The following is a 26,386-nucleotide window of genomic DNA, read 5'->3' as shown; positions in this document are numbered from 1 at the left end:
CTGTGTGATCGGTGATCCCGATCAGCTCTGGAAATGGCTCACCTTGAACAAGAAGGTGATTAAGCTTGGTATTTTTTGATCACCAACGTGGCGTTAGTACCACCAAAGCCAAAGCTGTTTGACATGACGGTATTGAGCTCTTGTTCACGTGGTTGAGTGACAATATCTAACCCCTCAGCAGCGGGATCAAGATTATCAATATTGATGCTAGGGGCGATAAAATTATGATGCAGCATCAAGGTAGAATAAATCGCCTCATGAACGCCTGCTGCGCCTAACGCGTGCCCCGTCATTGCTTTCGTTGCAGAAATCGCAGGGCTATGACCGCCAAAGATTTCTTGAATTGCACCCAGCTCTTTCACATCACCGACAGGTGTCGACGTACCATGGGTGTTGACATAATCAACGCTATCGACATTTTGCATCGCCATTCGCATACAACGAGCCGCACCCTCACCAGACGGTGCCACCATATCGTAGCCATCAGAGGTTGCACCATAACCCACAAGTTCGCCGTAAATTTTTGCACCGCGTGCCAAAGCATGCTCTAACTCTTCAATTACCAGCATACCGCCGCCACCAGAAATAACGAAACCATCGCGATCAGCATCATAGGTACGAGAGGCTTTATCTGGCGTATCATTATACTTGGTCGATAATGCACCCATAGCATCAAACATCATCGTCAATGTCCAATCCAGTTCTTCACCGCCACCAGCAAACACAATATCTTGTTTACCAAGCTGAATCAGTTCCATCGCATTACCAATACAGTGTGCAGAAGTCGCACAGGCTGAACTGATCGAATAGTTAACACCACGAATTTTAAACGGTGTAGCCAAACAAGCCGATACTGTAGAAGACATCGTACGCGGCACCATATAAGGACCAATACGTTTAACGCCTTTTTCACGTAAAGTATCCACCGCAATAGCTTGGTTAAGTGAAGAAGCACCACCAGAACCCGCCACGATACCGGTACGGTCATTCGATACTTGTTCAGGAGTCAATCCAGCATCGGCAATGGCCTGCTCCATAGAAAGATAAGCATAAGCCGCTGCATCACCCATAAAGCGCATCTGCTTGCGATCAATATGATCCGCTGGGTTTATCTTTAAATCACCCCAAACTTGTGAACGTAACCCCTGTTCTTTGAATTGCTCAGAGGCTGTGATACCTGATTTGCCGGCTTTAAGAGACGCTAAAACTTCTTGGACGTTGTTACCGATACTGGAAATAATTCCCATCCCGGTGATGACGACTCGTTTCATGTGACATTCCTATAATTCAAAATTCCGCTAAATGATAACCAAGATAAGTAACAGAAGTGGTCAGCTTTCCTATAAATCCGTACAATCTTGCTCTATTAATGCCTTATTTGCTAGAAATCATCGCTTATGACTTCCATCACTCATGCACAATTGGCTTGGAATGACGCCGGAACCCCTGTCTCAGACCAATTTGACGACGTCTATTTTTCAAATGCCAATGGTTTAGAAGAGACACGCTATGTCTTTCTTAGTCAGAATCATCTCCCACAAAGATGGCGAGAATATGACCAACGGCACTTTGTGATTGCTGAAACGGGTTTTGGCACTGGATTAAACTTTCTCGCGACATGGCAATGTTTCGATCAATTTCGCCAGCAAAACCCTAATGCAGCGATTAAGACATTGCACTTTATCAGCTTTGAAAAATATCCGCTCAATAAAAACGATCTGATCAAGGCCCATCAAGCTTGGCCGGAACTCACCGACTACGCCGAACAATTGCATCAAGCCTATCCTTTGGCGCTGCCTGAATGCCATCGAATTACGTTGGCAGATGGTGCGGTTATTTTAGATTTGTGGTTTGGAGATATTAAAAACTGCTTACCTCAAGTGGCGGTTTCTGAACATGGTTTAGTTGATGCTTGGTTTTTAGATGGCTTTGCTCCGAGTAAAAACCCAGAAATGTGGAGCCAACGTTTATTTGATGGCATGAGTCAGTTAGCCAAAGAACATTGCACCTGTGCTACCTTTACCGCCGCAGGATTCGTTCGCCGAGGGCTCAATCAAGCTGGATTTATGATGAACAAGGTGAAAGGGTTTGGCACTAAGCGAGAAATGCTCGCCGGTAGGATTGAGCATAAAAAGCCATACTGCAATATTAAGCCTTATTACCAGATTGAAGCGACAGAGTCTGTCCATGATGTAGCGATCATCGGCGGCGGCATTGCTAGCGCAACACTGGCCTACGCCCTAACCCAACGCGGCATCTCCGTTACCTTATATTGCGCGGATAAAGCGCCAGCACAAGGTGCTTCTGGTAATCGACAGGGAGCCATCTATCCGCTACTCAATGGCCAACATAGCAATGTATCTCGTGTCTTTGCCCCTGCTTTTCTGTTTACTCGTCAATTTGTGCAACGTCTCGCGCAGCAGATAGACTTTGAATACGACTGGTGTGGAGTCACTCAGTTAATGTGGGATGACAAGTCTACCGATAAATTAACGCGTCTTACCCAAGGGGAATTCCCCGATCAATTACTGCATTACCTAACCGCAGAGCAAACCAGTTTACAGATTGGCTTGCCTGTTGACGTACCGAGTATTCATTATCCACAAGGTGGTTGGTTATGCCCGGCAGAGTTCACTCAAGGGCTATTAGAGCACTTAACCAACAAAGGGCTAATGACGGCCCATTACCAACAAGCGATTGAATCGTTAACGTGGCAAGCCGATACCATGACATGGCAACTCACTGGTCAAGAGCAACAGTTTCAGCATCAGTGTGTTGTGATTGCCAATGGCCATCAATTTGATAGCTTTACGCAAAGCAAGCACTTACCGCTGGGCAAAGTTAAGGGACAAGTGAGTCACGCACCAACGAATTCGACGTTACAAGCACTACGTTCAGTAGTTTGCTATGACGGTTATCTAACCCCAAGCAGCCCTCGTCATGCTACTCATTGTATCGGTGCGAGTTACGATAGACAGCATATTGACCAAACCTTCGATGCAAAAGCACAGCAAGAAAATAGCACGCGGTTAACTCGTTGTCTGGCTAATCAAACTTGGCCAATGATGGTGGATACTTCTGATAATCAATCACGTCAAGGGGTTCGCTGTGTCAGCCGTGATCATTTACCTTTTGTCGGTAATGTCGGCTTACGTGATGCCATTATTGAGCAATACGCTGATCTACCACAAAAAAGAGAGCATCAAATTCCGACCATTGCCCAATATCCTCAGTTGTATGCCTTAGTGGGTTTAGGTTCCCGCGGTTTAAGCTCGGCACCACTGATGGCTGAAGTCTTGGCTGCACAGATCTGTGGTGAGCCATTGCCTTTACCTGTCGATGTATTGGCCTCATTACATCCAAGTCGTATGTGGGTAAGAAAATTAAAGAAAGGTAAAGCCATTACAGAAAAAGAGTCGTGATCTTGTTGACCACCTTATGCGCGGCTTTTCAGCGCCTAAAACTGAATGTTAAATGCCTCACTATCAACACCCCAACATAGTGAAGCCTCGCTGAAAAGCGAGGCTTCACTAACACAAAACACTAAGCTTAGCTAAGCAGTGCTACTGTGGCTTTTATTTTTTCGGCAATCTCTGGGTTAGTTACTTCGCCCGTTGCTAAGTCAAAATTATCATAGAAGCTAGGAACAGAGAGTGAACCTTTAACATTACCACCGAAAAATGGCGCTGACGCAACCGCTGCGGCCAATACTGACTGAGCGCCACCAGGGCCTGGTGACGTTGCAAAATACACCGCAGGCTTACCTTTAAACAACTCACGATCGATACGAGTCGTCCAGTCGAACAAATTTTTATAAGCAGCAGGGTAATGTCCATTATGCTCAGCAAAAGAAATCACAAAGGCATCGGCTTGCGCTAAATCACGTAAAAAGGCTTGTGCACCTTCAGCTTGACCTAATTCTTTTTCTCGGTCTTCGCTAAACATAGGTACAGAATAATCATTGATATTCAATACAGTCACTTGCGCACCCTCAATTTGCTTTGCCGCGTAGGTGGCTAGCGCTTGATTGATAGATTGAGAGCTGGTGCTCGCGCCAAATGCGATAACTTTCATAGGATAACCTCATTGTTTATATAATAAGCACAGAGTAAACACTCGCCAGTTATCGCGCAACTACAAAAATTTTACGGTGATGTTCAAAATTTCTGAATAAGAACGCTCTGCAAGAATATCAAGCGCTTAATTCACGCCATAAAGCATAAACAATCGCCTGATCAGCAGGGCTAAGCTCTGAACGCGCCTCTTGTAGACTTTGCTCGATGAGCGCTTTAAGCTGCTCAATATCATTGATACCCTGTTCTTCACAAGTCGCTGCCGATAATGAAATATGTCCGCGTAAATACCCGCCCGCAAACAGTTCATCATCGGATGCTGATTCAATACGTGCATCAATGCTATCTAGTAATTTTTCTTCAAATTCAATAATCATCGTCTTCTCATTATTTGACTATAAATTGTTCAGTACTCAATGGCGGTGTGCGATAAAAGCTTCGTAGTGCCTGTGACAATCGTGCTACTCGAGGAGGTAAGCCCGTGGTTAATATCTCCAGCACTTGCTGATGAACCTTGTGCATAAACGCCAGCCTATCTGGCTCATAATCACCATGTAGGTTGTCACAGCTTACCGTAAAGGGGAATCCTGCACTTTGCGCTAAAATCCACTCATAAGCTTGCGGCCTGATTTCTACTCGCTCAAATTCGGCTTGCATTTGTGCCGAGCGACCATCTGGTTCATACCAATAACCAAAATCTTCTAACAAGCGGCGCTCGGGGCCAGCAACGCACCAATGAGCTATCTCGTGTAATGCCGAGGCATAAAATCCACGGGCAAAGATAATTCGATGATAAGGCGTGTGCACATCAGCAGGTAAATAAATCGGTTCGTCGCCACCTAATTCAAGTTTTGTCTGATAATCAGCAAAAAAGGTTTGATTAAAAATAGCGATCAAATCTTGATATTGATGGCTCATCAATAGTTACTCTCAATGGTTCAATGGGCAGCATTCTGGCGATTTTTACGCGAAGGGTAAAGAGTTCAAAGAAAATTATTAGATTAAGTAATCTGGCTTTCCCTTTCCCCCTATAAAAACTCATTCGTCAAAATGACCGATTCGCTCTACACTTGCGCCTTTTTCTGGCACAAGTAATCAACACATTATTAAGGTGAACTATGCTGCTTAGCGTTCTATACATTATTGGCATCACAGCAGAAGCAATGACCGGAGCTCTTAGCGCTGGTCGTCGGAAAATGGATTGGTTTGGCGTTATGCTAGTGGCAAGCGCAACAGCGATTGGTGGCGGAACCGTGCGTGATATTCTTCTCGGACACTATCCGCTTGGCTGGGTAAAAAATCCTGAGTACCTAGCGATTACTTGCCTAGCCGGTGTATTAACCACTGGGATTTATCGCTGGGTAATTAAACTCAAAGGCTTATTTATTCGCTTGGATGCGTTAGGATTGATCGTGTTTAGTATTATCGGTACTAAGGTCGCCTTAGCAATGGGGCATCACGTGATGATCTGTATGGTTGCAGCTTTAGTCACTGGGGTATTTGGTGGACTATTACGCGATTTAATTTGCCGCCAACCGCCACTGGTATTGCATGACGAGCTTTACGCTTCTGTAGCCTTGATTGCCTCAGGGCTTTATCTCACCTTATTAGAACTTGGCATCAATGAGACAACCAATACCATTGCAACGTTAGTGGTCGGCTATCTTCTGCGCATGGCCGCGGTGCGTTTTAAATGGCGCTTACCATCATTCCATTTAGTTGAAACCGATAAACCACTGCACTGATCGTAATACTCTAAAAATGTCGACGATCAAAAGCAATTAACAAGAGTATCAGCGCTTTATAGCGGGCGCTGATACTCTGTTGATAGGCATTATAATATAGGGGTTTGTGTCTGTACTGCTTGGTTTTGCCCACGATGGCGTAGTAAATGATCCATCAAAACAATCGCTAACATCGCTTCAGCAATCGGCACAGCACGAATGCCCACACAAGGGTCATGTCGCCCTTTAGTGATAAGCTCTGTTGGCTCACCTTGACGGGTAATCGTTTGTCCAGGGACAGTAATACTCGACGTCGGCTTTAAGGCGATATTGGCAACAATGTCTTGCCCTGAAGAGATTCCGCCTAAAATGCCGCCAGCATGGTTACTTGCAAAACCGTCAGGAGTAAGTAGATCTCGATGCTCACTGCCTTTCTGACACACCACATCAAAGCCATCACCAATCTCTACCCCTTTAACCGCATTAATGCTCATCAGCGCGTGAGCGATATCAGCATCAAGTCGATCGAATACCGGTTCACCTAACCCTACCGGTACTTTGGTCGCCACAACTTGAATTTTGGCACCAATCGAATCCCCCTGCTTTTTTAAATCACGGATCAGTTGATCAAACTTATCGACCTTGTCAGCGTCAGGACAAAAGAACGCATTGTTTTCAATTTCATTCCAATCCACTTTTTCAATAGCAATATCACCCATTTGGGCAAGATAAGCACGGATCTCAATACCAAATTCTTGTTGTAGGTATTTTTTCGCAATACCACCAGCCGCCACACGCATCGCCGTCTCTCGTGCCGATGAACGACCACCACCACGATAGTCACGAACACCATACTTTTGATGATAGGTATAATCCGCATGTCCGGGACGAAACTTATCTTTGATATCTGAATAATCGGTCGAACGCTGATCGGTATTTTCAATCAATAAACCGATCGAGGTACCCGTCGTTTTACCTTCAAAAATACCAGAAAGGATTTTCACTTCATCCGCTTCACGGCGCTGAGTGGTATAGCGTGATGTACCCGGTCTGCGACGATCCAAATCCACTTGTAAATCAGCCGCACTGATTTCTAGGCCTGGAGGGCAACCATCAATAATACACCCTAATGCAACACCATGACTTTCGCCAAAAGTGGTGACTCGAAAATGTTGTCCAATACTATTTCCTGCCATGTGTTCCTCAAACTTCCCATCAATAAGTAAATCACGATTTACCCATTAGCATCCTTATTCACACCTATACCCTTGTAACTTAAAACTGCAGTGCTGTTGACGACCTGCAACTCCAAATAATTTGCGAGCATCTCATTGAGAAAGGAGCTTTCGTTAATCATGAAATCATACTCGCTTGATTAGCCAATGATGTAAAGTCCGGACTTACGTTTTCCTGAAAAAGCGCCGTACTCCTTCACTTGCGAATATCATAGCAAGCCATTTTCTGGGTACTCAATTACACAGAAAAAGCCATCAATCCCCCATAAAAAACGCCAACATAATACGTCGGCGTAGAAATAGGATAATTCATCACAATGACTATGATTAATGCCAAACTTAATTAGTCACGATACAGTGAGAATTCTTCTGCACAATCAAGCAACTGCTGCTTAGTGAGTAAGAAGACGCCATGGCCACCATTTTCAAATTCTAACCAAGTGAACGGAATATTAGGGTATTGATCAACCAAGTGAATCATTGAGTTACCCACTTCACAAACTAAAATTCCATTATCCGTTAAATAATGAGGCGCATTAGCCAAAATACGTCGTGCCAATTTTAAACCATCGGTACCTGCCGCAAGCCCTAATTCTGGCTCATGCTTAAACTCATCCGGCAAGCTGTTCATATCTTCTTGATCGACATAAGGTGGATTAGTAACAATAATATCGTATTGCTCTTTCGGTAAATCGCGAAATAAATCTGAACGAATGGGGAACACTTGTTGCTCTAAACCGTGATCTTGAATATTTTGTTCAGCAACCTGCAAAGCATCAGCAGAGATATCAATCGCATCTACTTCAGCTTCAGGGAAAGCGTAAGCACAAGCAATCGCAATACAACCACTCCCGGTACATAAGTCCATAATCCGAGTCGGTTCATCAAGTAACCAAGGTGCAAACTGAGCTTGGATCAATTCACCAATTGGCGAACGAGGCACTAACACTCGCTCATCAACAAAAAACTCCAGACCACAGAACCACGCTTTATTGGTTAAATAAGCAATAGGCGTACGCTCATTAATCCGTTTAATGACCCGCTCCACCACACGTAAACGCTCACTGCCCGTCAAACGCGAATTCAGTACATGGGGCGGTACATCAATCGGTAAGTAGAGAGTCGGTAAAATTAACTGAACAGCTTCATCCCACGCATTATCGGTTCCGTGACCATAAAATAACTGTGCCGCATTAAAACGGCTCACCGTCCAACGGATCATGTCCTGAAGGGTATGCAGTTCAGAAACCGCCTCATCTACAAAAATCTTATCCAAAATTGCCTCCGAAAAGCGCTACAATACTGCCAATACCGAAAATAACTGATTATTTAACCTTCATGAACAAAAAAAACACCGACATCAGTCACCCTGATGATCTCGATGCGAATGATGATTTTGCTCTGTTTCACGAGGCAGTAAAAGGCGTAAAAAAGTTGCCTCAGGATACCATAACCCAGCCACCAAACAGAAACCCCAAGCAAAAAGAAATTCGCCGACACTCACGGGAAGCCAGCGATACTCATTTTTATTTTTCCGATGAGTTTGTGCCTTTACTCAGTGATGAAGGACCAACCCGTTATGCGCGTAGTGATATCTCTAAATATGAGGTCAAAAAGCTGCGCCGTGGTGTCTATTCACCCGAGGTGTTTCTCGATATGCATGGTATGACTCAACAGGAAGCCAAACGAGAATTGGGTGCAATGATTGCCTATTGCCTAAAAGACAATGTCCACTGTGCTTGCGTACAACATGGGATAGGTAAACATATCCTAAAACAGAAAGTGCCGCTTTGGCTTGCTCAACATCCTGATGTCCTTGCTTTTCATCAAGCGCCATTAGAATTTGGGGGTAATGGAGCCCTATTGCTCTTATTATCGATTCCGGACAAGTAATACGCGGCCTCAGGAGTAGAACCTAATCTGACGTGCTATGCACTAATAACGCATATCCGGTGGTATAGGAAGATCTTGCGTTTTCAGTACAGGCCGCTGTCCCCCTTTACGGCGGTACTGCTTAATTTGGAAGACGTAAGCCAATACCTGAGCAACTGCAATAAATAAACCATCAGGAATTTCTTGCTCTAACTCCGTGGTGTAGTAGATGGCTCGAGCTAAAGGGGGAGCGGCAACAATCATGATCTCATGTTCACGGGCGATTTCACGAATTTTAAGAGCCAGAAAATCCCCCCCTTTGGCCACAACAATCGGCGCTTTATCCGTTCCTTGTTTATAACGTAATGCCACTGAAAAGTGTTCGGGGTTGGTGATAATCACATCCGCTTGAGGAACATCGGCCATCATTCTGCGTTGTGCTGCTTCACGCTGCAACATACGAATCCGACCTTTAACTTCAGGCTTACCTTCCGTATCTTTGTATTCATCTTTAATTTCTTGCTTGGTCATTTTCAGTTTTTCAGCGTGTTGCCAAATCTGAAAAGGCACATCAATCGCGACCACGACCAGTAGCGAGCAACTGATCAACAAAATAAAATTAAGCAGAATTTCCAAAGCATGAAAAATATTTTGTGGGTAAACATCCATACTGAGTTGGAAAAGATCATTTTTCGAGGCATCAATCAGATAGAAGGCCACTCCCGCGACTAAGAGTACTTTGAGTATCGATTTGAAAAGCTCAACTAAGCTCTGCATACCAAACATACGTTTAAAGCCACTCAACGGACTGATCTTAGACAGCTTAGGCCTCGCCGCTTCAGCAGAAAAACTTACCCCGCCAACACCAGCTGCCCCGATCAGCGCAGCAACAAATAAAGTAATAAGGATGAGGATCAGTGGCAAAATTAAGTGGGTAAGCGTACCAGCAATAATATCGAACAGTTTACTACTGTCGAAAATTTCTTCACGGCTTAGCGAAAACAATCGTCCCATGGTGGTATACAAACGACTGGCCAACATTTCGCCAAACCACATTAAGGCGACTGAACCAATGATTAATACCGATACCGAAGCTAACTCTTTCGACCTTGCAACTTGCCCTTTTTCTTTGGCTTGTTGCAAGCGCCTAGGGGTGGCCTCTTCGGTTCTTTCTTGTCCATCAGACTCTGCCATGAGCGTCTCCTAACAGTTCAAGCGGATCAAACGACACATCTGCTGCTCACCCTCTGCCCAAAACAGATCATAATGAGCAAATAGACCACTAACAATATAGCCACAGATCAGTAAGCCGACTAAAAGGGCAAAGGCAAAACCTAATGAAAAGATATTCAATTGTGGAGCAGCCCGAGTCATTACCCCAAAGGAGAGGTTAACGGTTAATAACGCAATGATCCCCGAAAGTGACATGCTCAACGCCATTTTAAACATAATACCCAGCCATTGAGACAGCTCATAATAATCAACATTAGTCAGCGATCCAGCGCCAATCGGTAAACTGGTGAAACTTAACACCACTAGCTGAATCATAGTTAAATGGCCATCGGTCGCCAAAAAAAACATGGTCGCCAAAAACATAAACAATTGACCTAACAGCGGCGTATTCTGTCCATTCGCAGGATCGACCATCGAAGCAAAACCTAAACTGGCTTGCATACCAAGTATTTGCCCCAGGATAACAAAGGTTTGAATTAAAAATTGCGTCACCATTCCCATGGCAACGCCAATGATGATTTGTTCTAAGGTGGTTAAAAAACCTTGAAAAGAAAGCAGTTGCAAATCATCGCTAATCACCGGGATGGCAGGCATGACGGCCAGTGTGATAGCCAAACCAAGATAAAGGCGAATACGCGGCGACACAAATCGCGCACCAGTGACGGTCATGACCATCAACATGGCTGAAATGCGTGTAAAGGGCCAAAAGTAATGAGCAATAAAATCTAGGACGACACTGGTTGGGTATTCCATCACAGCTCCTAAAATAAGACTTGTGGCAAGCGCTCAACCATGGCGAAAAAGAATTCCATCAGCATTTGAGTCATCCAATGAGCAAACATCATTAATGCCAATAAAGTCACAATCAGACGCGGTAAAAAGCTTAATGTCTGTTCGTTGATTGAAGTTGCGGCTTGAAATACAGCCACAACTAAGCCAATCATTAGGCTTGGTACAATGATCGCGCAAACCATGATCAACACTAACCATAAGGCTTCACGAAATAACTCAACAAACAGCTCTGGTGTCATTTTTCTCTCCCGCTATAAAGCAAAACTGCCCGCCAAGGTGGATAAAATTAAGTTCCAACCATCCACCAAAACAAACAGCATCAGCTTAAAGGGTAAAGAAACGATCATCGGGGACAACATCATCATACCCATCGCCATCAATACCGAAGCAACCACTAAATCAATAATAAGAAAAGGCAAAAACAACATAAAACCAATTTGGAATGCCGTTTTCAATTCAGAAGTAATAAACGCAGGAATGAGGATCGCCATCGATACATCTTCCGGATTTTGCGCATTCGAACCAGCAATGTTCACGAACGTCTCTAAATCTTTGAGTCGCGTTTGTTTAAGCATAAAAGACTTCATGGGGTCTTGAGCTAAGTCGAATGCCTGCCGAGCACTGATCTGTTCATTAAGATAAGGCTGTACCGCTTGTTCATTAATCTGATTGAGCACTGGCGACATAATGAAAAATGTCAAAAAAATCGCGATACCAATAATGACTTGGTTCGAAGGGGTTTGCTGTAAGCCCATGGCCTGACGCAAAATCGACATTACCACAACAATTCGCGTAAATGATGTCATTAAAATAACCATCGCTGGCAAAAAGCCCAGCATGGTCATTAGAGCGAGAATTTGTAGATTAATCGAGTAGTCTTCACCGCCATCCGCGTTAGTTGTCATCGTGAATGCGGGAATCCCACCGCCGCCACTACGACTGGATAAGGCTAAACTCCTTGAACCCGCTTGCTCCCTCTCCATCGCTGAGACGGTAACACCTTGTGCACCAGCGGCAGTCGGGGGAATCGTGGTGGCGAGCTCTTGCTGAGCATAAAGTGGAGACGAAAAAGCCCAAATAAGTAAACTGAGCAGCATCATTGCTTTACAGAATACACGGGTGAGACGGTAATATTGGTGATTATTTCTCATGTTTTTTTAGCAGTTGCGTCAATTGATTGGCAAAAGGCGTTGCTTCCTGCGCCTCTTGAGTTAATGGCGAGTCTAACTTAGCAATCAATTGAATCGAATGACTGGTCACCCCAATCAAAAACTGCTCCTCCCCTGCTTGGACTATCATGATTCGTTCTTTGGTTCCAACCGGAAGTTGACGAATGATCTGAAATCCCTTTTGCTGACCAAAAACTGGGACTTTCATCCGTTTAAGTAACCAAGCTAAAAATAGAATAAAGCCCAGTACGAATAAAAGCGACCCTAAAGTGGTCGCTATATCCAACGAACTGCTGGGAGCGGCAAAAGCTGGGCAACTGAGTAAAACGAGCCCTAAAGTTTTTTTCATCCGCTATCTCAGCTTCTTAATCCGTTCAGTTTGACTAATAACATCCGTCAGGCGGATCCCGAACTTATCATTGACCACAACGACTTCACCATGAGCGATTAACGTTCCATTGACCATGACATCGAGTGACTCTCCAGCAATTCTATCCAATTCAACGACGGAACCTTGGTTTAATTGCAATAAGTTACGAATGCTAATTTTAGATCGCCCTACTTCCATCGAAATGGTCACAGGAATATCCATGATAGTATCTAACTTTCTCCGCTCATCTTCGGTGATCGGCGGTGAAGTGTCTTTTAGTTCATCTAATGGAGCAGCCAGTATTTCATCGACATCAACATCGGGAGCATTCGGATCTTCGCCCAATGCCGCCGCCCATTCATCTGCCAGCTTTTGATCATCTGATTTTGACATCTTTGCTACCTATTTTTACGCTTAAGATTGTTCTTCATCGGCTAATTCGTCATTTTCTAGTTCAGCAATAATATCTTTACCTAAAAAGGCCAAATCGGTTTTCATTGCTTCAGGACGTTTGATTTTTTGTGAAATTTGCACCGCGAGCTTATCACCAGAGCGCCCCATCTTAACGCGATAAGTGGGTAGCTCTTCGACAAACATCGTCGCATGCTCTGGCATTTTTATTGGGATAATATCGCCAACCTGTAGGTCCATTAAATCACGCAGCGCAATGTCTTGTTCTAGTAAGTTAACTCGAAAGTTAATCGGTACATCCATAATTTCATCGCGCAGTGCTGAGCTCCAGCGAACATCGGTTTCCATTTTATCCGATTGAACCCCCGCATCGAGCAATTCTCGAATTGGCTCAACCATCGAATACGGCATAACCATATGGAAATCACCACCTCCGCCATCCACTTCAATATGGAATGAACAGACAACGATCACTTCAGTTGGGCTGACAATATTTGCCATACTCGGGTTGACTTCCGAATCTAAGTATTCAAACTCAACGCCCATAACTGGTGACCATGCCTCTTTATAATCGGCAAAGACAATTTTCAACAATAGTTGGATAACCCGACGCTCGGTCGGTGTAAATTCCCGACCTTCAATACGTGCATGATAACGACCATCACCACCAAAAAAGTTTTCAACCAGAATAAAAACCAGTCGCGCTTCCATCGTTACTAACGCCGTTCCTTTTAACGGACGAAAACGAACCATGTTCAAGCTAGTCGGAACATACAACGTATTTTGGTATTCACCAAACTTCATCATTTGTACGCCGTTAATCGACACTTCGGCAGTCTTACGCAGCATATTGAACAAACTAATCCGCATATGCCGAGCAAAGCGTTCATTAATCAGCTCAAGCGTCGGCATTCGTCCACGGACGATGCGATCTTGTGATGAAAAATCAAATGAAGAGGCTGTCGACGAGTCTAAATTTTCTTCTTCGTCATCAACCCCATCAACGCCATGAAGGAGCGCATCAATTTCGTCTTGGCTTAGTAAATCGGTCACTGACTCACCTACTGCATTACAAAATCGGTAAACAGAACTCGTTCAATCACGGGTTCCCCCACCACTTGTGTCATGGCGGCTTTAATATCTTCCGTCGCTTTATCGCGCAGTTCAACGCGTCCCGATGGAGTACGTAATTGTTCAACTGTCGCTGAAGCAAAAGTCGCTAACAAGGTGCTTTCCACTAAAGGAGAGTGAAAACGCGCCAAGTTTTCATTATTGGTTCCACGAACCATCAATTGGACTTTGACTTGAACCATTCGCCCTCGCGTATCACCGCTGACATTAAATACAAACGGCTGAGCAATGTTAACGTAAGAAACCGGAGCAACGCTAGGAGCGGCTCGACGGTTCGCTGTATCAGAACTTTGCTGATCACTGCCGGAGCTCATTAAAAAGAACGCTGCACCGCCGCCACCTAATAGCAAGACAGCCGCCGCAATGATAATGATCAGCAGTTTCTTTTTACTTTTCGGTGCATCTTGTGAATTTTCATCAGCAGCCATAACATCCTCTACGTGGTTCTGTTTATTTTTATTAGTTTAAGCGTAATAACTGATTCCATCACGCTTTGTTGTTACATTCAAATCAAGTTTGACGTTAGCATCAATATTTTCATCATCGAATAGTGGGTCATCATCACCTAAATGCCCCGCCGAACCACGCTCAGCCGCATAACCTTGCTGCTGACCAGAACTCTGCTGCTGTACTGACGTATCGGCTAATTGCACACCTTGTTGGGCTAACATTTCCCTTAAACGCGGCATCGCTCCTTCCAAAGCATCTCGCGCTTGAACATTGGTGACCGTAAATTGAATGTTAGCACCATCGGCGTGCATATTCATACGGATATGCAAGCGGCCTAACTCTGGCGGATCCAACCGGATATCAATATTTTTTAAATTCTTCGACATCATCATCTGGACTCGTTCGGCCATTTCGTCAGCAACCAACCCTTTGTTAAGCATCAAAGGAAGAGTTTGAGCTTGAATCGGTGTTGCTTCATGACGCAGCGGTGTTGAACCATTCACTCCTGACTGGGTTGCCGTCGCAGCAATTTGTTGAGCTAAAGAATGCTCATCGCCGTCACTCGCTGAACGTGCTTTTACTGTCGCTCCAGCAAGCAAGGTTGAACTCGCTAAAGCCGCGTTAACGCCTTGTCCCTCTAATAATGTAGGTTGAGTCAAAGTTTGAGCGGCCACACGATTCGTGGTAATAGCAGCATTTACTTCAGCTTCCCGAGAAGCCGCATTATTCATCGCTACACTTGCAGAAGAAGACGCTGGTTGAGAAGTGCCGAGAGAAGATGCACCAGCTAATGCGGCAGAAACCCCAACAGCAACCGCTTTTTTGCTACGTGCTCCATCTTGCGAGTCAGTATTATCCTCCACTTTTGCCAGATCACTATCCATTGATCTTGGAGAGGCGTGAACACCTTGATTCGCTGAAAGATAAGTCGCTTGAGCACTTAAACTAGGCTCGACATCAATATCATCTGTCGATAATACTAGTTCACCCGCCTCACCATCTATTATCTCACTATCTGTGGAAGACTGGGCAGGCGCTAGCGGAGTAGGCACCATAGCGTGTTCTGGAGTCACCGTGAACGACGCCAAATAAGCATCAAGATCATCGGATTCATTAGATATCGCTGTGTTTTTCAGTTGCCCTTTATCATCATATTGATAACGATGGTCTTGAGTTGTCGCGCCGTACATGGCCTGAGTTTCAACTGGCAATGTCCCATTATCGGAGTGAGAGTGGCGCTCAGCCGCTATCGGAATTGCGGTCTCAGTATCATCATACTCGGTGAACTGACGATGAGGCAAAGGCTTGCCGTTATGTCCAGTCAGCGTCTGATTCGCTTGCTGCAAACGTACCAATAGATCATCACCTTCATTCATCACTTGTGCGCTTTTGTTTTCTGGAAACAATTCAGAATGAGGTTCAGTGCTTGCTCGTACAAGAGCAGCATCAACAGAAGCGTCTAATGAAGGGGACGGTTCAGATTCAGATAAACCATGTGGTGCGTCTGTGTATTCTGACGGCGTAAGTTCAACTTCAGAATGAGCTCCATCACTTGAGGCCACCATTAGCATTGAGGCTTCATCGTGCTTAGTTACTTGAGTATCCCCTTTTGCGCTGAACAGCAGCGAAGTTAACTTATCAAGAAAGCTACTTGGCTCAGCATTAGCTGAATCTTGGCTACTCTGCCCAGCGGAGCCTTTCGCCAGATTGGCGATGGAGGTATTATCGACGGAAGAAGTTGAATTAATATTCATAGGCACATCGCTCGCATTGATACTGGATCATAAAACTACGCGCGATAATTATCGTGTGTAGCATGAGATGATCGGACTCTGAGTCTAAATAAATGCAAAAACTACGCCATGATTAAATATATTCACTGCAACGAGTGAGATGAAGGACTTCAACATCAAGGTCATGTAAGTACAGATAATAACTTGACGATTACTTAGGCATATTCCGTTGACGATTAAAATTGAGCGTCGAAAACTCATCCATTTGCTTTTGTTCTTTCCGTTCTTGAATACGTCGCTGCTCTGTGCGTTTTTTGTCAATTAACCATTCATATGAACGACGTTGCTGTCGAATATGCAACCAATGTTGCTGACTATTCTCAACTTGCTGCTTAAAATGGTTTTCCGCGCCGCGTTGTTTGGCTAACGTTTCATCGAGCTGAGTAAGAAATCGGTTTAAATGACCATATTGACTGGCGGACAATCCCGCTTGCCCACGCTCAACAAGCTGTTGACAGTATTCAAGTCGATACTGCTCAATTTGCTTCAATTGCTGATAGTAGCCTTCAAGCTCATTGCGAGCCTTGCTCAATACCATTACCGCTTGGTTTTCTTTCTCCTTGGCTTGCTCTAATAAAAATTCCAACGCATTGTCCATCGCAAGACTACTCCATGCTCAAGACATTTTTTAACATGCCAATACACATATCATAAGGCACCGATTCTTTCATTTCTTGCTGAAGATATTGATCCAACCTTGGTTTGAGAGTAAATGCGCTATCAATCGCCTTATCGGTGCCAGGCTTATAAGCACCAATCGAGACTAGATCTTGATTTTTACGGCAAATCGATAAAATTTGTCTTACCGCTCGAGACATAAGCATATGCTCATCCGTCGTGATCTGTGGCATTACCCGACTGACGGATTTCTCAACGTCAATCGCTGGATAATGGCCAGCATCAGCCATTTCTCTTGAGAGAACAATATGACCATCCAAAATGGCGCGCGACGCGTCTGCAATCGGATCTTGTAAATCATCGCCTTCCGTTAATACGGTAAAAAAAGCGGTAATAGAGCCTTGGTTCGGACCGCCATTACCTGCTCGTTCAACCAATGCCGGTAATTTAGCAAAGACCGAGGGTGGATAGCCTTTAGTCGCCGGAGGCTCGCCTACCGATAAGGCGATTTCCCGTTGTGCTTGAGCAAAGCGAGTTAAGGAGTCCATCAATAACAGAACATCCAATCCTTGATCGCGAAAATATTCAGCAATAGCCAGTGCGGTTTGACAGCCTTTTAGTCGCATCAATGGTGAGGAGTCTGCGGGTGCTGCGACCACAACCGCACGTTGACGACCGTCCACACCGAGTATTTCCTCAATAAATTCTTTTACTTCTCGACCACGTTCACCAATTAATCCCACGACGACCACTTGTGCAGTCGTGCCGCGAGTCATCATCCCTAAGGTGACGGATTTACCAACGCCTGAGCCAGCAAATAGACCGATACGCTGCCCTTTACCAACCGTTAATAGGCCGTTGATCGCTTTAATGCCAACATCTAACGGCTCAGAAATTGGCTTACGTAATAACGGATTTATCGGTTGGGCATTGAACGTTGCTTGTTGATCCGTATAGATAGGCCCAAGTCCGTCCAAAGGGTTACCGACCCCGTCAATCACTCGACCTAGCAACTCCATGCCGACGGCCAAACCCGCCTCTTCCGTCAAAGGTGTTACTTTTGCTCCCGGCAAAATACCACTCACCTGCTCACTGGGCATCAAAAACAGACTGTCACCAGAAAACCCAACCACTTCCGCTTCCATTTGACCAGACATGGTGTCGACTTTACATAAACTACCAATTGGTGCTCGGCACCCCGTCGCCTCTAGAGTAAGCCCAACCACACGTACAAGCTTACCTGATGCAACCGGTCTCGTTGTTAAACCTTGTGTTTTGTACTGCGCTAATCGCTCGGCCAATGACAGCATTACTCGTGTCCTACTTGATGACGATTAGTACCGCAAAAACGTTGTAATACGCTACGAATGCGTTCTTCCATACGGTAACTGACACTCGACTCACCAGCTTCAATTTGTACATCACCACGATTTAAGGCGGGTTCACTACTGAGTGTCCATTGGCGTGAACTTAACTCAGACTCACCATAGGCATTTTTAACCAATTCATGATCTTCAGGATGGAGTTTTAAGTGAATAGCATGCCCAGCAATAGGAAGCGCTTCGACCGATTCTTTGACTGTATCTAAAATGACTTGCGGATTGGTTTGCACTTCTACATGTACCACTTCTTTGACTAAGGTCAATACCATGTCGACGAGCTGTTTTTCAACTTGTGCGTTCATTAATTGTAACGGTTGGGCAAACTGATCCGCCAATTCAATCAAAACATTCACTTGCTCTTGAATGGCCTGCTGGCCAGCTTCGAGCCCTTCGAGCTTACCGGTTTGTAATCCTTCTTGGTGACCAACCTCAAAACCACCCTGTTTACCCAACTCAAATCCTTGTTGATAACCTTCCGCTTTGCCTTGCTCAATTCCTTCTTGATACGCGGAGCGCTTGATTGACTCAATTTCTTCATCGGTTAAAGTTTGAGGAACCTCTGGTTCAGGATCATCAAAACTTGGCATCCAAGCGGGATCATAATTCATTGCCGTTTCTTTGGCTTTCTTTCCCAGCTCCGCACCATAATCGGGTAATCCCCACTTTTTGGGTGACTCAGTATTACCATCCGAGCCTAAACGGATAAAACCGCGCTTTCTTTGTCCAGTCATGAAGCATCCTATCGCGAACTAAAAAGACCGCTAGTTCATTAAGAAAGACATTGAGGACAGAAGTCGTCAACAACCGTCCAATTAATCACAAGAATTCGTCAGCGCCACCAGACAGCATTAACTCACCACTGTCTGCCATTTTACGAGCAATCGCCAAGATTTCTTTCTGTGCCGCTTCAACATCGGATACTTTGATCGGTGCCATCGCTTCCAAATCATCTTTCATCAGTTCAGCCGCACGCTTAGACATGTTCTTGAAGATTTTATCTCGCAATGTTTCATCTGCACCTTTGAGCGCTTTCAGCAATACATCCTGTGGCACATCTCTGAGTAGTTTTTGGATACCTTGATCATCCACTTCAACTAAGTTTTCAAACACGAACATCAAGTCTTCAATCTGCGTCGCAAGATCTTCATCGAGTTCACGCATTTGCTCCATAGCGATACTTTCAATGCTGTTATCCAAATAGTTCATAATATCGGCCGCCGCTTTCAAGCCACCAATTTTTGCCGCTTGTGCACCAGCCTGACCAGCAAACTGCTTCTCCATAATTTCATTCAGCTCAGCTAAAGCTGATGGTTGCACTTCTTCAAGATGAGCAATACGCATTAATAATTGGAGTCGATCTCGCTCAGAAAATTGAGCCAGAATTTCGGCTGATTGATCCGGTTCAAGGTAAGACAGGACGATAGTTTGAATTTGTGGGTGCTCATTGACAATAATCGTCGCTACTTGTCTTGGATCCATCCATTTAAGTGAATCTAATCCTTTCGAACCCGTGCCTAAGAGAATCTGATCGACCAAGTTATTCGCTTTATCTTCACCCAACGCTGCGATTAGCGCATTACGCATAAAGTCTTCACTGCCCATACCAATATTGGTGTATTTCTGAATGTCTTCCAGAAATGCACGATGCACAGCGCTAACTTTATCTTGACTAAGATCTTTCGCCTTGGCCATCGCACTACCCACTCGCTGAACTTGCTTAGGTTCTAAGTGACGAATAATTCCAGCCGCATCATCTTCATTGAGGCTCAGCAATAAAATAGCAGCGCGCTCTTCACCAGGAATGGTTGAAATATCAATTCCCTGTTCAGAACCGTCTTTTTTGACTATCTCGTTAGGCATTTTGCATCCAATTCTTCACTACTTGAGCCGCAAGTTCAGGCTCGTTAGCCACAAGAGCACGTACTGCTTTGAGCACATCCTCATCCTTATGCAGATTAGGCAAATCAATCCCCGAGCCAAACTCGAAGAGATCTCCCCCTTCAATATCACTGCCAATTAGGCTGGTTTCACCATCAGCCCCAATGGGTAAACCATCAGGTCCATACAATTGATCCTCATCATCAACCGCTGGATTAAGCAGTTTCTTCATCGCAGGGCGAACCAAGACCAAAACAATCACGATGATGACCAGTGCACTGGCTAACCAACGAACCCAATCATTAAAGTGTGGGTTTTCCCAAATAGGGATATCAATCAGCGCATCACTCTCTGGCTCGGCAAACTGCATGCTGAGCACTTTAAGCAAATCACCACGACTTTCATTAAAGCCAACAGTACCAATCAATAGAGTTCGAATCGCACTGATTTCATTCTCGCTTAATGGTTGATAAGTCACTTGCCCAGTATCTGGATTAACTACTGCACGATTTTTGATCGCTACCGCTACCGTCTGGCGATTAATCACACCCGTTTGACGCCGCTCATGGCTGATCGTCGTGTCGAGCTCAAAATTGCGTGTGGCTTCACGATGGACAGAGCCTCGTCCTAAAATAGAGCCATCCTTCATTTGGGCAATATCTTGTGGAATGGAGGCATCAGCAGGAGGCTGGTTACTCAACGCGCCAGGAATTCCCGCCACCACATTACCGTTATTATAGTCTTCTAAGGTGTATTCACTGCGCGTGGCTGGAGTATTGGGGTCAAATACTTTACGCGTTTGCTCAATCGCACTGAAATCCAACTCGATATCAACTTGGGCGGTATAATTGCCTAAGCCTAAAATAGGGATTAAGACCGAATCAATTTTATTACGTAAATTTTCTTCTTGGCGACGCTCAAGCTCTTGCTCTTTGCGGCGAGCCGTTGCGATTGGGTCTTGTGAACCTGAGCTGAGTAGGCGTCCGTGTTGGTCGGTCACCGTCACCCGAGTCGGGCGCATACCAGGAACTGCACTGGCAACCATATCAACAATCGAGTCAACCTCTTCTTGTTTTAAGTTCATCCCTGTGCGTAGAGTTAATGATACTGAGGCAGAAGCTTCTTGATTGTGACGTACAAAGACGCTTTGTTGCGGTAAAGCAAGTAAGACTCGAGCACGGTTGACTTGACGCATCTCTTCAATCGCTTTGGCTAATTGCCGCTCACGACTGAGTTTTAGTCTTTCTTGTTCAAGACGCTGCGATACGCCAAACCCCATGTCTTGTAATAAAATATCATCGCCTGCATGACGAGTTTGATTCAACCCTGAACGAACCATATTGAGTCGAATACTATTGAAATCTTTGCTGGGTACTAAAATCGTATTGCCATCTAATCGATAGTTCTGTTTTTGCTGATCGAGATAATCCAAGACGGGGATCAGCTCTTCAGTTTCAAAAGCACCCAACGGACGCATTTCCGGCTCTTTAACCCAGAAAAACAACATCACGATTAATGAGACACAAATAGAGATAGATAGAACAAGCACAATTTGGCGTAAGAGATCTAAATCGCCCATGGCAAAATCAAGCTTAGAAGTACTTTTTTCTTCTAAATCAGGATTCTGCAAGCCATCATCTAAGCTCATTGAGGTCGAAAGCGCCTGCTCTCCACCAGAAGATATTGCCAGATCGGTTGTTTGTTTGTCTTCAGCCACAGTTTACATCCTATGGTTATACTGGCATGTTCATCAGCTCTTTGTACGCATCAACGAGCTTATTACGTACCTGAATGGTCGCTTCAAACGCCACACTCGATTTATTACGAGCAATCATCACATCAGATAAAGACACACCTTCATCTCCGCGATCAAAGCGTGTCTGTAGGTGACTTGATGATTGTTGTAACCCATTAACCGTATTGATGGCTTGAGTCAGCATTTGGCTAAAATCAGCGCCAACTTTTTGTCCAGTTGCCGCCGGACGAGCATTAGCCGCTTCCGCCATCATTGCTTGCATCTCGTTGTTTAAGCCATCTAATCTCATCACAGCCTCTCAATGCCAATTCTTTGACTATTTCATTCATATTGAGTAAATGAGCAATTAATATGCCACGTCAATTTACCCAGGAATATCAATCCCTGCATCACGCATTTTCGCTAGTTTATAACGTAATGTTCGCGGGCTAATACCCAACTTCTCCGCCATCTCTTTACGTCGACCATGACATTCAACTAACGTTTCCATAATAATGGTAAACTCTTGGTCCCGTAACTCATCACCCAATCCGACAGGACTCGATGGAGTCGGATTACTCGGTAAACTTTGCGCAACAGGCTTAATTTGTGGGCTGGAAATCTCATCTTGCTCGACCAACTGTTGTAAACCTGACGCATCTTGCCAATCAAGTCCCTCGAGCAGAATATGCTGTTGAGTAATATCTGCCTGCTCACTTAAAATTAACGCTCGCTGAATCACATTATCCAGTTCACGGACATTACCTGGCCATGTGTATTGATGAAGCTTTTCCATTGCAGCAGAGGAAATCGTCGGCACTGGTAAACCGAGTTTTTTACAATGGCGCTCGACAAGATGAGTCGCCAACGGTGCAATATCGCCTTTTCGCTCACATAATGCTGGCCAAGTGATTGGAAACACATTCAAACGATAATATAAGTCTTCGCGAAATTTATTTTCTTTCACGTAGTTTTTTAAATCTCGGTTACTGGTGGCAAGAACTCGTACATCGAGTTGAATACTTTTCCGACTGCCCAGCCTCTCAACTTCTCGCTCTTGGAGGACCCTAAGCAATTTAGCCTGTAGATTCAAATCCATCTCACTGATTTCATCCAATAAGATGGTTCCACCTTGAGCTTGTTCAAATTTACCGGGGCAGGCTTGCACTGCTCCAGTAAACGCCCCTTTTTCATAACCAAATAACGTTGCTTCCAACATATTATCAGGAATAGCAGCGCAGTTAATGGCAATAAACGGCCCATCTTTACGCGGAGAAGCATTATGGATATAACGCGACATCACTTCTTTGCCTGAACCACTTGGGCCAAGGACCATCACGTTAGCGTCGGTTCTCGCTACTTTTTCTGCGAGTGCCAGTAATTTTATGCTTTTTTCATCCGCCACCACGGCATCACCGTCATCATCGGACTTTACTGGTGCATAGCGACTGACCATATTAAGCAGCACTTCGGGAGCAAAGGGCTTCGCCATGTAGTCGATTGCCCCTTCTTTCATCGCTGCTACCGCATCTTCAATATTGGCGTAGGCCGTCATTAATAGCACCGGAACATTTGGCCAGTGCTGTTTAATATTGCGCAGCAGTGCTAATCCACCCATTCCGGCCATCTGCACATCAGAGACGACGATATCAACCGGATGTGTTTTCAGTTTAATGAGAGCATCCTCAGCACAATCAGCTTCTAACCATTCATATCCGGCTAAGGCCAAAGTGTCCACTAAGGCTTCACGGAGTCCCTCATCATCTTCAACGATTAAGACTTTACTTTGCGCCATGATCATTCTCCATTATCTGGTTGAGGTGAAGGGGATTGACGTTCAATCGGAAGACACAGAGTGAAACAAGCGCCTTCACCGAGCTGCGACAGCAATTCTAGTCGTCCATCATGAGCACGGCAGACCATTTGCACCACGGCCAGTCCAAGCCCTGTACCTTGTGAACGAGTTGTAAAAAAAGGCTCCATAATTTTATGGTGCAGCTCAGGCGCGATACCAGGCCCGTTATCTTGTACTGATATTTTCAACTCATCATTAACGACACGAAAGAAAACATCAATTTGTGCCCCTTTACCAATAATCTGAATGGCATTCATGACTAAATTACTGATAGCAGAAGCCAATGCGTTGGCATTACCTAATAGTACGGTATCTTCTTGCTCAACCTGTAAATCATAATCGATTTGATTATTTTTTAACGCCGTTTCAATCATAGGTGAGAACTCTGCCACCAATTCAGCCACAGAAAAGGGTTGGATGACTCGATTATCGCCACCCTTGGCAAACAGCAGCATGTCGTTTACTTGCTTTTCTAAATCGTGTAATCGATCAATCAGTTTAGATTGGAATCGTTCGCGAGTAGCACTCGGTAAATTCGCTGCAGCTAAATTAGAAGCATAGAGCATGGCACTCGATAATGGCGTTCTCACTTGATGGGCTAACGATGCGACCATCCGTCCCAAAGACGATAAACGCTGTAAATCACCAATTCGAGATTGTAATAAGCGAGTTTCAGTTAAATCGGTGATCAGGATAAGTTGACCAGTGGTTGACGCAGAAATGGCTAAACGAACTTTTCGACCATTACGTAACGAGATTTCATGACCGTCATCCTCACGGGGAGCAAAAGCTACTTGAATCACGCTATACCATTTTTCGCCAAGTAACGGAACTTGTAATAAGCGTTGTGCCTCAGGGTTCGCTTCACGCACAATCCCTTGAGTATCCAATAAAATCACCCCCGCAGGCATCACATCGAGCACTTGTTTATAACGCTCAACCTGATCTTCTAAAGAGTCTAAATGTGACTGTTGTTTGTGTACGGGATCATTCATCGTCGAAATCTTGCCTTAATATACAACAATAGTCTGAAATGCAAAATGCAAGCCAGACTATTATTCAATAATTTCAATGCATTAACGATAGTCAATTTATTGACCACGCCAAAAACTCGCTTTAGCGTTGCATATTATACTTACGCATTTTCTCAACCAATGTCGTACGACGCATGCCTAACATATCTGCTGCACGAGCAACAATTCCACTGTGGGCATCAAGCGCTTGATTAATTAGACTTACTTCAAGATCAGCAAGCAGCTCTTTCAAATTCACCCCCTCCGGTGGTAATGACTTTGCTGCATCAAAATGACCATTGAGATCATTATGAGATTCGAAGGTAAAGTTTTCTGAAAAAATATCTTCTAATACGTCACGCTCTTGCTCTTCAACGGAGCTAAAACGACACGGTTCAGGCTGAAACTCTGGTATATCACTGTAGCGGTATTTCGTTGGTAAATGATTCACATCGACCAAACTATTAGGGTACAAAATCACCATTCGTTCAACCAAATTCGCTAATTCACGAACATTACCTGGCCAATCATGCTCCATCAATGAATTGATCGCTCGAGGGGTAAAACAAATTGGTGAGCCGCCTTCGGCTTCCATACGAGTCATCAGCTCTTGCAGTAACAAAGGAATATCCTCTTTACGATCCTTTAAGGCTGGCATCTCAATAGGAAAAACGTTTAAACGGTAATACAGATCTTCTCGAAAACGTTGTTCAGTGATCATGCTGTCCAAATCGCGATGAGTCGCTGCAATAATTCTCACATCCGCTTTAATAGTTGAATTGCCTCCTACTCGCTCAAAGCATCGCTCTTGCAATACTCGCAATAACTTAACCTGCATATTCGTTGGCATATCACCTATTTCATCGAGGAATAAGGTTCCGCCTTCAGCGAGCTCAAAACGTCCTTTACGTGAGGTGATCGCCCCAGTAAACGATCCCTTTTCATGACCAAACAGTTCGCTCTCTAATAATTCAGCAGGAATGGCTCCGCAGTTAATCGGCACAAAAGGACCTTTACGGCGCGAGGAATGGTAATGAATATTGCGCGCAACCACCTCTTTACCGGTACCGGATTCACCTAAGATCAACACATTCGCTTCCGTATTTGCCACTTGCTCAATCAAGTGACGGACATCTTGAATACCAAGACTCTGCCCGACTAAACTACGAAATAAAGCATTATTTCGTGAAGGTGCTGATAGTGCTATGCCTTTACGGCCTAAGAATTCTTTACAATGACGCAACGCATCGCTGAGTTGTGGGTAGTTAAGTGGAAACTCTAATTCACCAATAAATTGGGGGAAATATTCAACAGAAAAATGGTGTTGGTTTGCCACAAGTAACGGTATATGGTTAGCTTGACTCAACGCTTGTGTCAGCTCATCTGATAACAAAGGAGCGCTAATCGAGCCTAAAATACATCCCGCCCATGAAGTTGACCAATCAATCAACCGAGCTTGAGAAGAGTCAATAACCTCACATTGCTCCCCGACAAATTCTAATATTGTACGAAAACTTTGACGAATTTCAGGATCGTCTTCGATGACAAGTAGTTTTGCTAAACCTTGCATAGGTGAGAATATTTGCCTTAATTTAGGGACGTTGTGGTTGCACCATTACCAATCATTTACTCCTTTTGACTAAATTGTACAG

General features: G+C 44.6%; 27 protein-coding genes. 3 read left to right on the top strand and 24 right to left on the bottom strand.

Going from position 1 to position 26,386, the window contains the following annotated elements:
- Nucleotides 1–59 precede the first annotated feature (59 nt).
- Nucleotides 60–1,271 carry a beta-ketoacyl-ACP synthase I gene (fabB, locus tag AACS00_RS03860; protein WP_072669889.1) on the bottom strand — a complete coding sequence of 404 codons (1,212 nt, stop codon included), beginning with the start codon at nt 1,269–1,271 and terminating at the stop codon, nt 60–62.
- Nucleotides 1,272–1,397: 126 nt separating this feature from the next.
- On the opposite strand from fabB, the gene mnmC reads away from it, so the two are divergent.
- Nucleotides 1,398–3,422 (top strand): bifunctional tRNA (5-methylaminomethyl-2-thiouridine)(34)-methyltransferase MnmD/FAD-dependent 5-carboxymethylaminomethyl-2-thiouridine(34) oxidoreductase MnmC, encoded by a 2,025-nt coding sequence (gene mnmC / locus AACS00_RS03855; protein WP_110166569.1) that lies wholly within the window; start codon nt 1,398–1,400, stop codon nt 3,420–3,422.
- Between the two features lie 127 nt (nt 3,423–3,549).
- On the opposite strand, the gene AACS00_RS03850 is transcribed toward mnmC, so the two are convergent.
- From AACS00_RS03850 to AACS00_RS03840, 3 genes are all read right to left on the bottom strand, one after another.
- Nucleotides 3,550–4,074 (bottom strand): NADPH-dependent FMN reductase, encoded by a 525-nt coding sequence (locus AACS00_RS03850; protein ID WP_072669891.1) that lies wholly within the window; start codon nt 4,072–4,074, stop codon nt 3,550–3,552.
- Between the two features lie 118 nt (nt 4,075–4,192).
- Nucleotides 4,193–4,450 (bottom strand): YfcL family protein, encoded by a 258-nt coding sequence (locus AACS00_RS03845; protein WP_072669892.1) that lies wholly within the window; start codon nt 4,448–4,450, stop codon nt 4,193–4,195.
- Nucleotides 4,451–4,460: 10 nt separating this feature from the next.
- Nucleotides 4,461–4,991, bottom strand: a complete 531-nt coding sequence (locus AACS00_RS03840) for an elongation factor P hydroxylase (RefSeq protein WP_110166568.1) — start codon at nt 4,989–4,991, stop codon at nt 4,461–4,463.
- A gap of 200 nt (nt 4,992–5,191) precedes the next feature.
- On the opposite strand from AACS00_RS03840, the gene AACS00_RS03835 reads away from it, so the two are divergent.
- Nucleotides 5,192–5,818, top strand: a complete 627-nt coding sequence (locus AACS00_RS03835) for a trimeric intracellular cation channel family protein (protein ID WP_072669894.1) — start codon at nt 5,192–5,194, stop codon at nt 5,816–5,818.
- Between the two features lie 89 nt (nt 5,819–5,907).
- On the opposite strand, the gene aroC is transcribed toward AACS00_RS03835, so the two are convergent.
- Nucleotides 5,908–6,993: a chorismate synthase gene (gene aroC / locus AACS00_RS03830; RefSeq protein WP_110166567.1), complete on the bottom strand. Its 1,086-nt coding sequence runs from the start codon at nt 6,991–6,993 to the stop codon at nt 5,908–5,910.
- Nucleotides 6,994–7,375: 382 nt separating this feature from the next.
- Nucleotides 7,376–8,308, bottom strand: a complete 933-nt coding sequence (gene prmB, locus AACS00_RS03825) for a 50S ribosomal protein L3 N(5)-glutamine methyltransferase (protein WP_110166566.1) — start codon at nt 8,306–8,308, stop codon at nt 7,376–7,378.
- Nucleotides 8,309–8,370: 62 nt separating this feature from the next.
- On the opposite strand from prmB, the gene smrB reads away from it, so the two are divergent.
- The gene (smrB, locus tag AACS00_RS03820; RefSeq protein ID WP_072669897.1) at nt 8,371–8,925 is read left to right on the top strand and encodes an endonuclease SmrB; all 555 of its coding nucleotides are present in this window, start codon (nt 8,371–8,373) and stop codon (nt 8,923–8,925) included.
- Between the two features lie 42 nt (nt 8,926–8,967).
- Here the strand turns inward: smrB and flhB are convergent, their stop codons facing one another.
- The 18 genes from flhB to AACS00_RS03730 all read right to left on the bottom strand — a co-directional run bounded on the left by flhB (nt 8,968) and on the right by AACS00_RS03730 (nt 26,304).
- Nucleotides 8,968–10,098 carry a flagellar biosynthesis protein FlhB gene (gene flhB, locus AACS00_RS03815; protein WP_110166565.1) on the bottom strand — a complete coding sequence of 377 codons (1,131 nt, stop codon included), beginning with the start codon at nt 10,096–10,098 and terminating at the stop codon, nt 8,968–8,970.
- 9 nt (nt 10,099–10,107) lie between these two features.
- Nucleotides 10,108–10,890 carry a flagellar biosynthetic protein FliR gene (gene fliR / locus AACS00_RS03810; protein WP_072669899.1) on the bottom strand — a complete coding sequence of 261 codons (783 nt, stop codon included), beginning with the start codon at nt 10,888–10,890 and terminating at the stop codon, nt 10,108–10,110.
- An 8-nt stretch (nt 10,891–10,898) separates the two neighbouring features.
- On the bottom strand, nt 10,899–11,168 hold the full coding sequence (gene fliQ, locus AACS00_RS03805) for a flagellar biosynthesis protein FliQ (RefSeq protein WP_072669900.1): 270 nt from the start codon (nt 11,166–11,168) through the stop codon (nt 10,899–10,901).
- Nucleotides 11,169–11,180: 12 nt separating this feature from the next.
- Complete coding sequence (gene fliP, locus AACS00_RS03800; protein ID WP_372447542.1) at nt 11,181–12,026, bottom strand: flagellar type III secretion system pore protein FliP; 846 nt, start codon at nt 12,024–12,026, stop codon at nt 11,181–11,183.
- Nucleotides 12,027–12,069: 43 nt separating this feature from the next.
- Nucleotides 12,070–12,447, bottom strand: a complete 378-nt coding sequence (gene fliO, locus AACS00_RS03795; RefSeq protein WP_110166564.1) for a flagellar biosynthetic protein FliO — start codon at nt 12,445–12,447, stop codon at nt 12,070–12,072.
- A gap of 3 nt (nt 12,448–12,450) precedes the next feature.
- Nucleotides 12,451–12,861, bottom strand: coding sequence for a flagellar motor switch protein FliN (gene fliN, locus AACS00_RS03790; protein ID WP_004394768.1), 411 nt, complete (start codon nt 12,859–12,861; stop codon nt 12,451–12,453).
- A gap of 21 nt (nt 12,862–12,882) precedes the next feature.
- Nucleotides 12,883–13,932 (bottom strand): flagellar motor switch protein FliM, encoded by a 1,050-nt coding sequence (gene fliM / locus AACS00_RS03785; RefSeq protein WP_072669903.1) that lies wholly within the window; start codon nt 13,930–13,932, stop codon nt 12,883–12,885.
- Between the two features lie 8 nt (nt 13,933–13,940).
- The gene (gene fliL, locus AACS00_RS03780) at nt 13,941–14,438 is read right to left on the bottom strand and encodes a flagellar basal body-associated protein FliL (RefSeq protein ID WP_072669904.1); all 498 of its coding nucleotides are present in this window, start codon (nt 14,436–14,438) and stop codon (nt 13,941–13,943) included.
- 36 nt (nt 14,439–14,474) lie between these two features.
- A complete protein-coding gene (locus AACS00_RS03775; protein WP_110166563.1) occupies nt 14,475–16,214 on the bottom strand; it encodes a flagellar hook-length control protein FliK in 1,740 nt (579 codons plus the stop codon).
- Nucleotides 16,215–16,404: 190 nt separating this feature from the next.
- The gene (fliJ, locus tag AACS00_RS03770; RefSeq protein ID WP_110166562.1) at nt 16,405–16,851 is read right to left on the bottom strand and encodes a flagellar export protein FliJ; all 447 of its coding nucleotides are present in this window, start codon (nt 16,849–16,851) and stop codon (nt 16,405–16,407) included.
- Between the two features lie 7 nt (nt 16,852–16,858).
- The gene (fliI, locus tag AACS00_RS03765; protein ID WP_110166561.1) at nt 16,859–18,181 is read right to left on the bottom strand and encodes a flagellar protein export ATPase FliI; all 1,323 of its coding nucleotides are present in this window, start codon (nt 18,179–18,181) and stop codon (nt 16,859–16,861) included.
- Nucleotides 18,181–18,984, bottom strand: coding sequence for a flagellar assembly protein FliH (gene fliH / locus AACS00_RS03760; protein WP_110166560.1), 804 nt, complete (start codon nt 18,982–18,984; stop codon nt 18,181–18,183). The genes fliI and fliH overlap by 1 nt, the downstream gene beginning before the upstream one ends.
- 85 nt (nt 18,985–19,069) lie before the next feature.
- On the bottom strand, nt 19,070–20,113 hold the full coding sequence (gene fliG, locus AACS00_RS03755; RefSeq protein ID WP_072669909.1) for a flagellar motor switch protein FliG: 1,044 nt from the start codon (nt 20,111–20,113) through the stop codon (nt 19,070–19,072).
- Entirely contained in the window at nt 20,106–21,848 is a 1,743-nt protein-coding gene (gene fliF, locus AACS00_RS03750) for a flagellar basal-body MS-ring/collar protein FliF (protein ID WP_072669910.1), read from the bottom strand. The genes fliG and fliF overlap by 8 nt, the downstream gene beginning before the upstream one ends.
- A 16-nt stretch (nt 21,849–21,864) precedes the next feature.
- Nucleotides 21,865–22,176 (bottom strand): flagellar hook-basal body complex protein FliE, encoded by a 312-nt coding sequence (gene fliE / locus AACS00_RS03745; protein ID WP_072669911.1) that lies wholly within the window; start codon nt 22,174–22,176, stop codon nt 21,865–21,867.
- Between the two features lie 75 nt (nt 22,177–22,251).
- On the bottom strand, nt 22,252–23,661 hold the full coding sequence (locus AACS00_RS03740; RefSeq protein ID WP_072669912.1) for a sigma-54-dependent transcriptional regulator: 1,410 nt from the start codon (nt 23,659–23,661) through the stop codon (nt 22,252–22,254).
- Nucleotides 23,662–23,663: 2 nt separating this feature from the next.
- Nucleotides 23,664–24,716: a sensor histidine kinase gene (locus AACS00_RS03735; protein WP_072669913.1), complete on the bottom strand. Its 1,053-nt coding sequence runs from the start codon at nt 24,714–24,716 to the stop codon at nt 23,664–23,666.
- Between the two features lie 121 nt (nt 24,717–24,837).
- On the bottom strand, nt 24,838–26,304 hold the full coding sequence (locus tag AACS00_RS03730; RefSeq protein ID WP_110166559.1) for a sigma-54 dependent transcriptional regulator: 1,467 nt from the start codon (nt 26,302–26,304) through the stop codon (nt 24,838–24,840).
- Nucleotides 26,305–26,386 lie beyond the last annotated feature (82 nt).

The sequence above is a fragment of the Vibrio sp. 11986-1-5 genome (assembly GCF_963878025.1).
GTDB classification, from domain to species: domain Bacteria; phylum Pseudomonadota; class Gammaproteobacteria; order Enterobacterales; family Vibrionaceae; genus Vibrio; species Vibrio injensis.
This window is presented reverse-complemented; position numbering and strand designations above follow the sequence as displayed.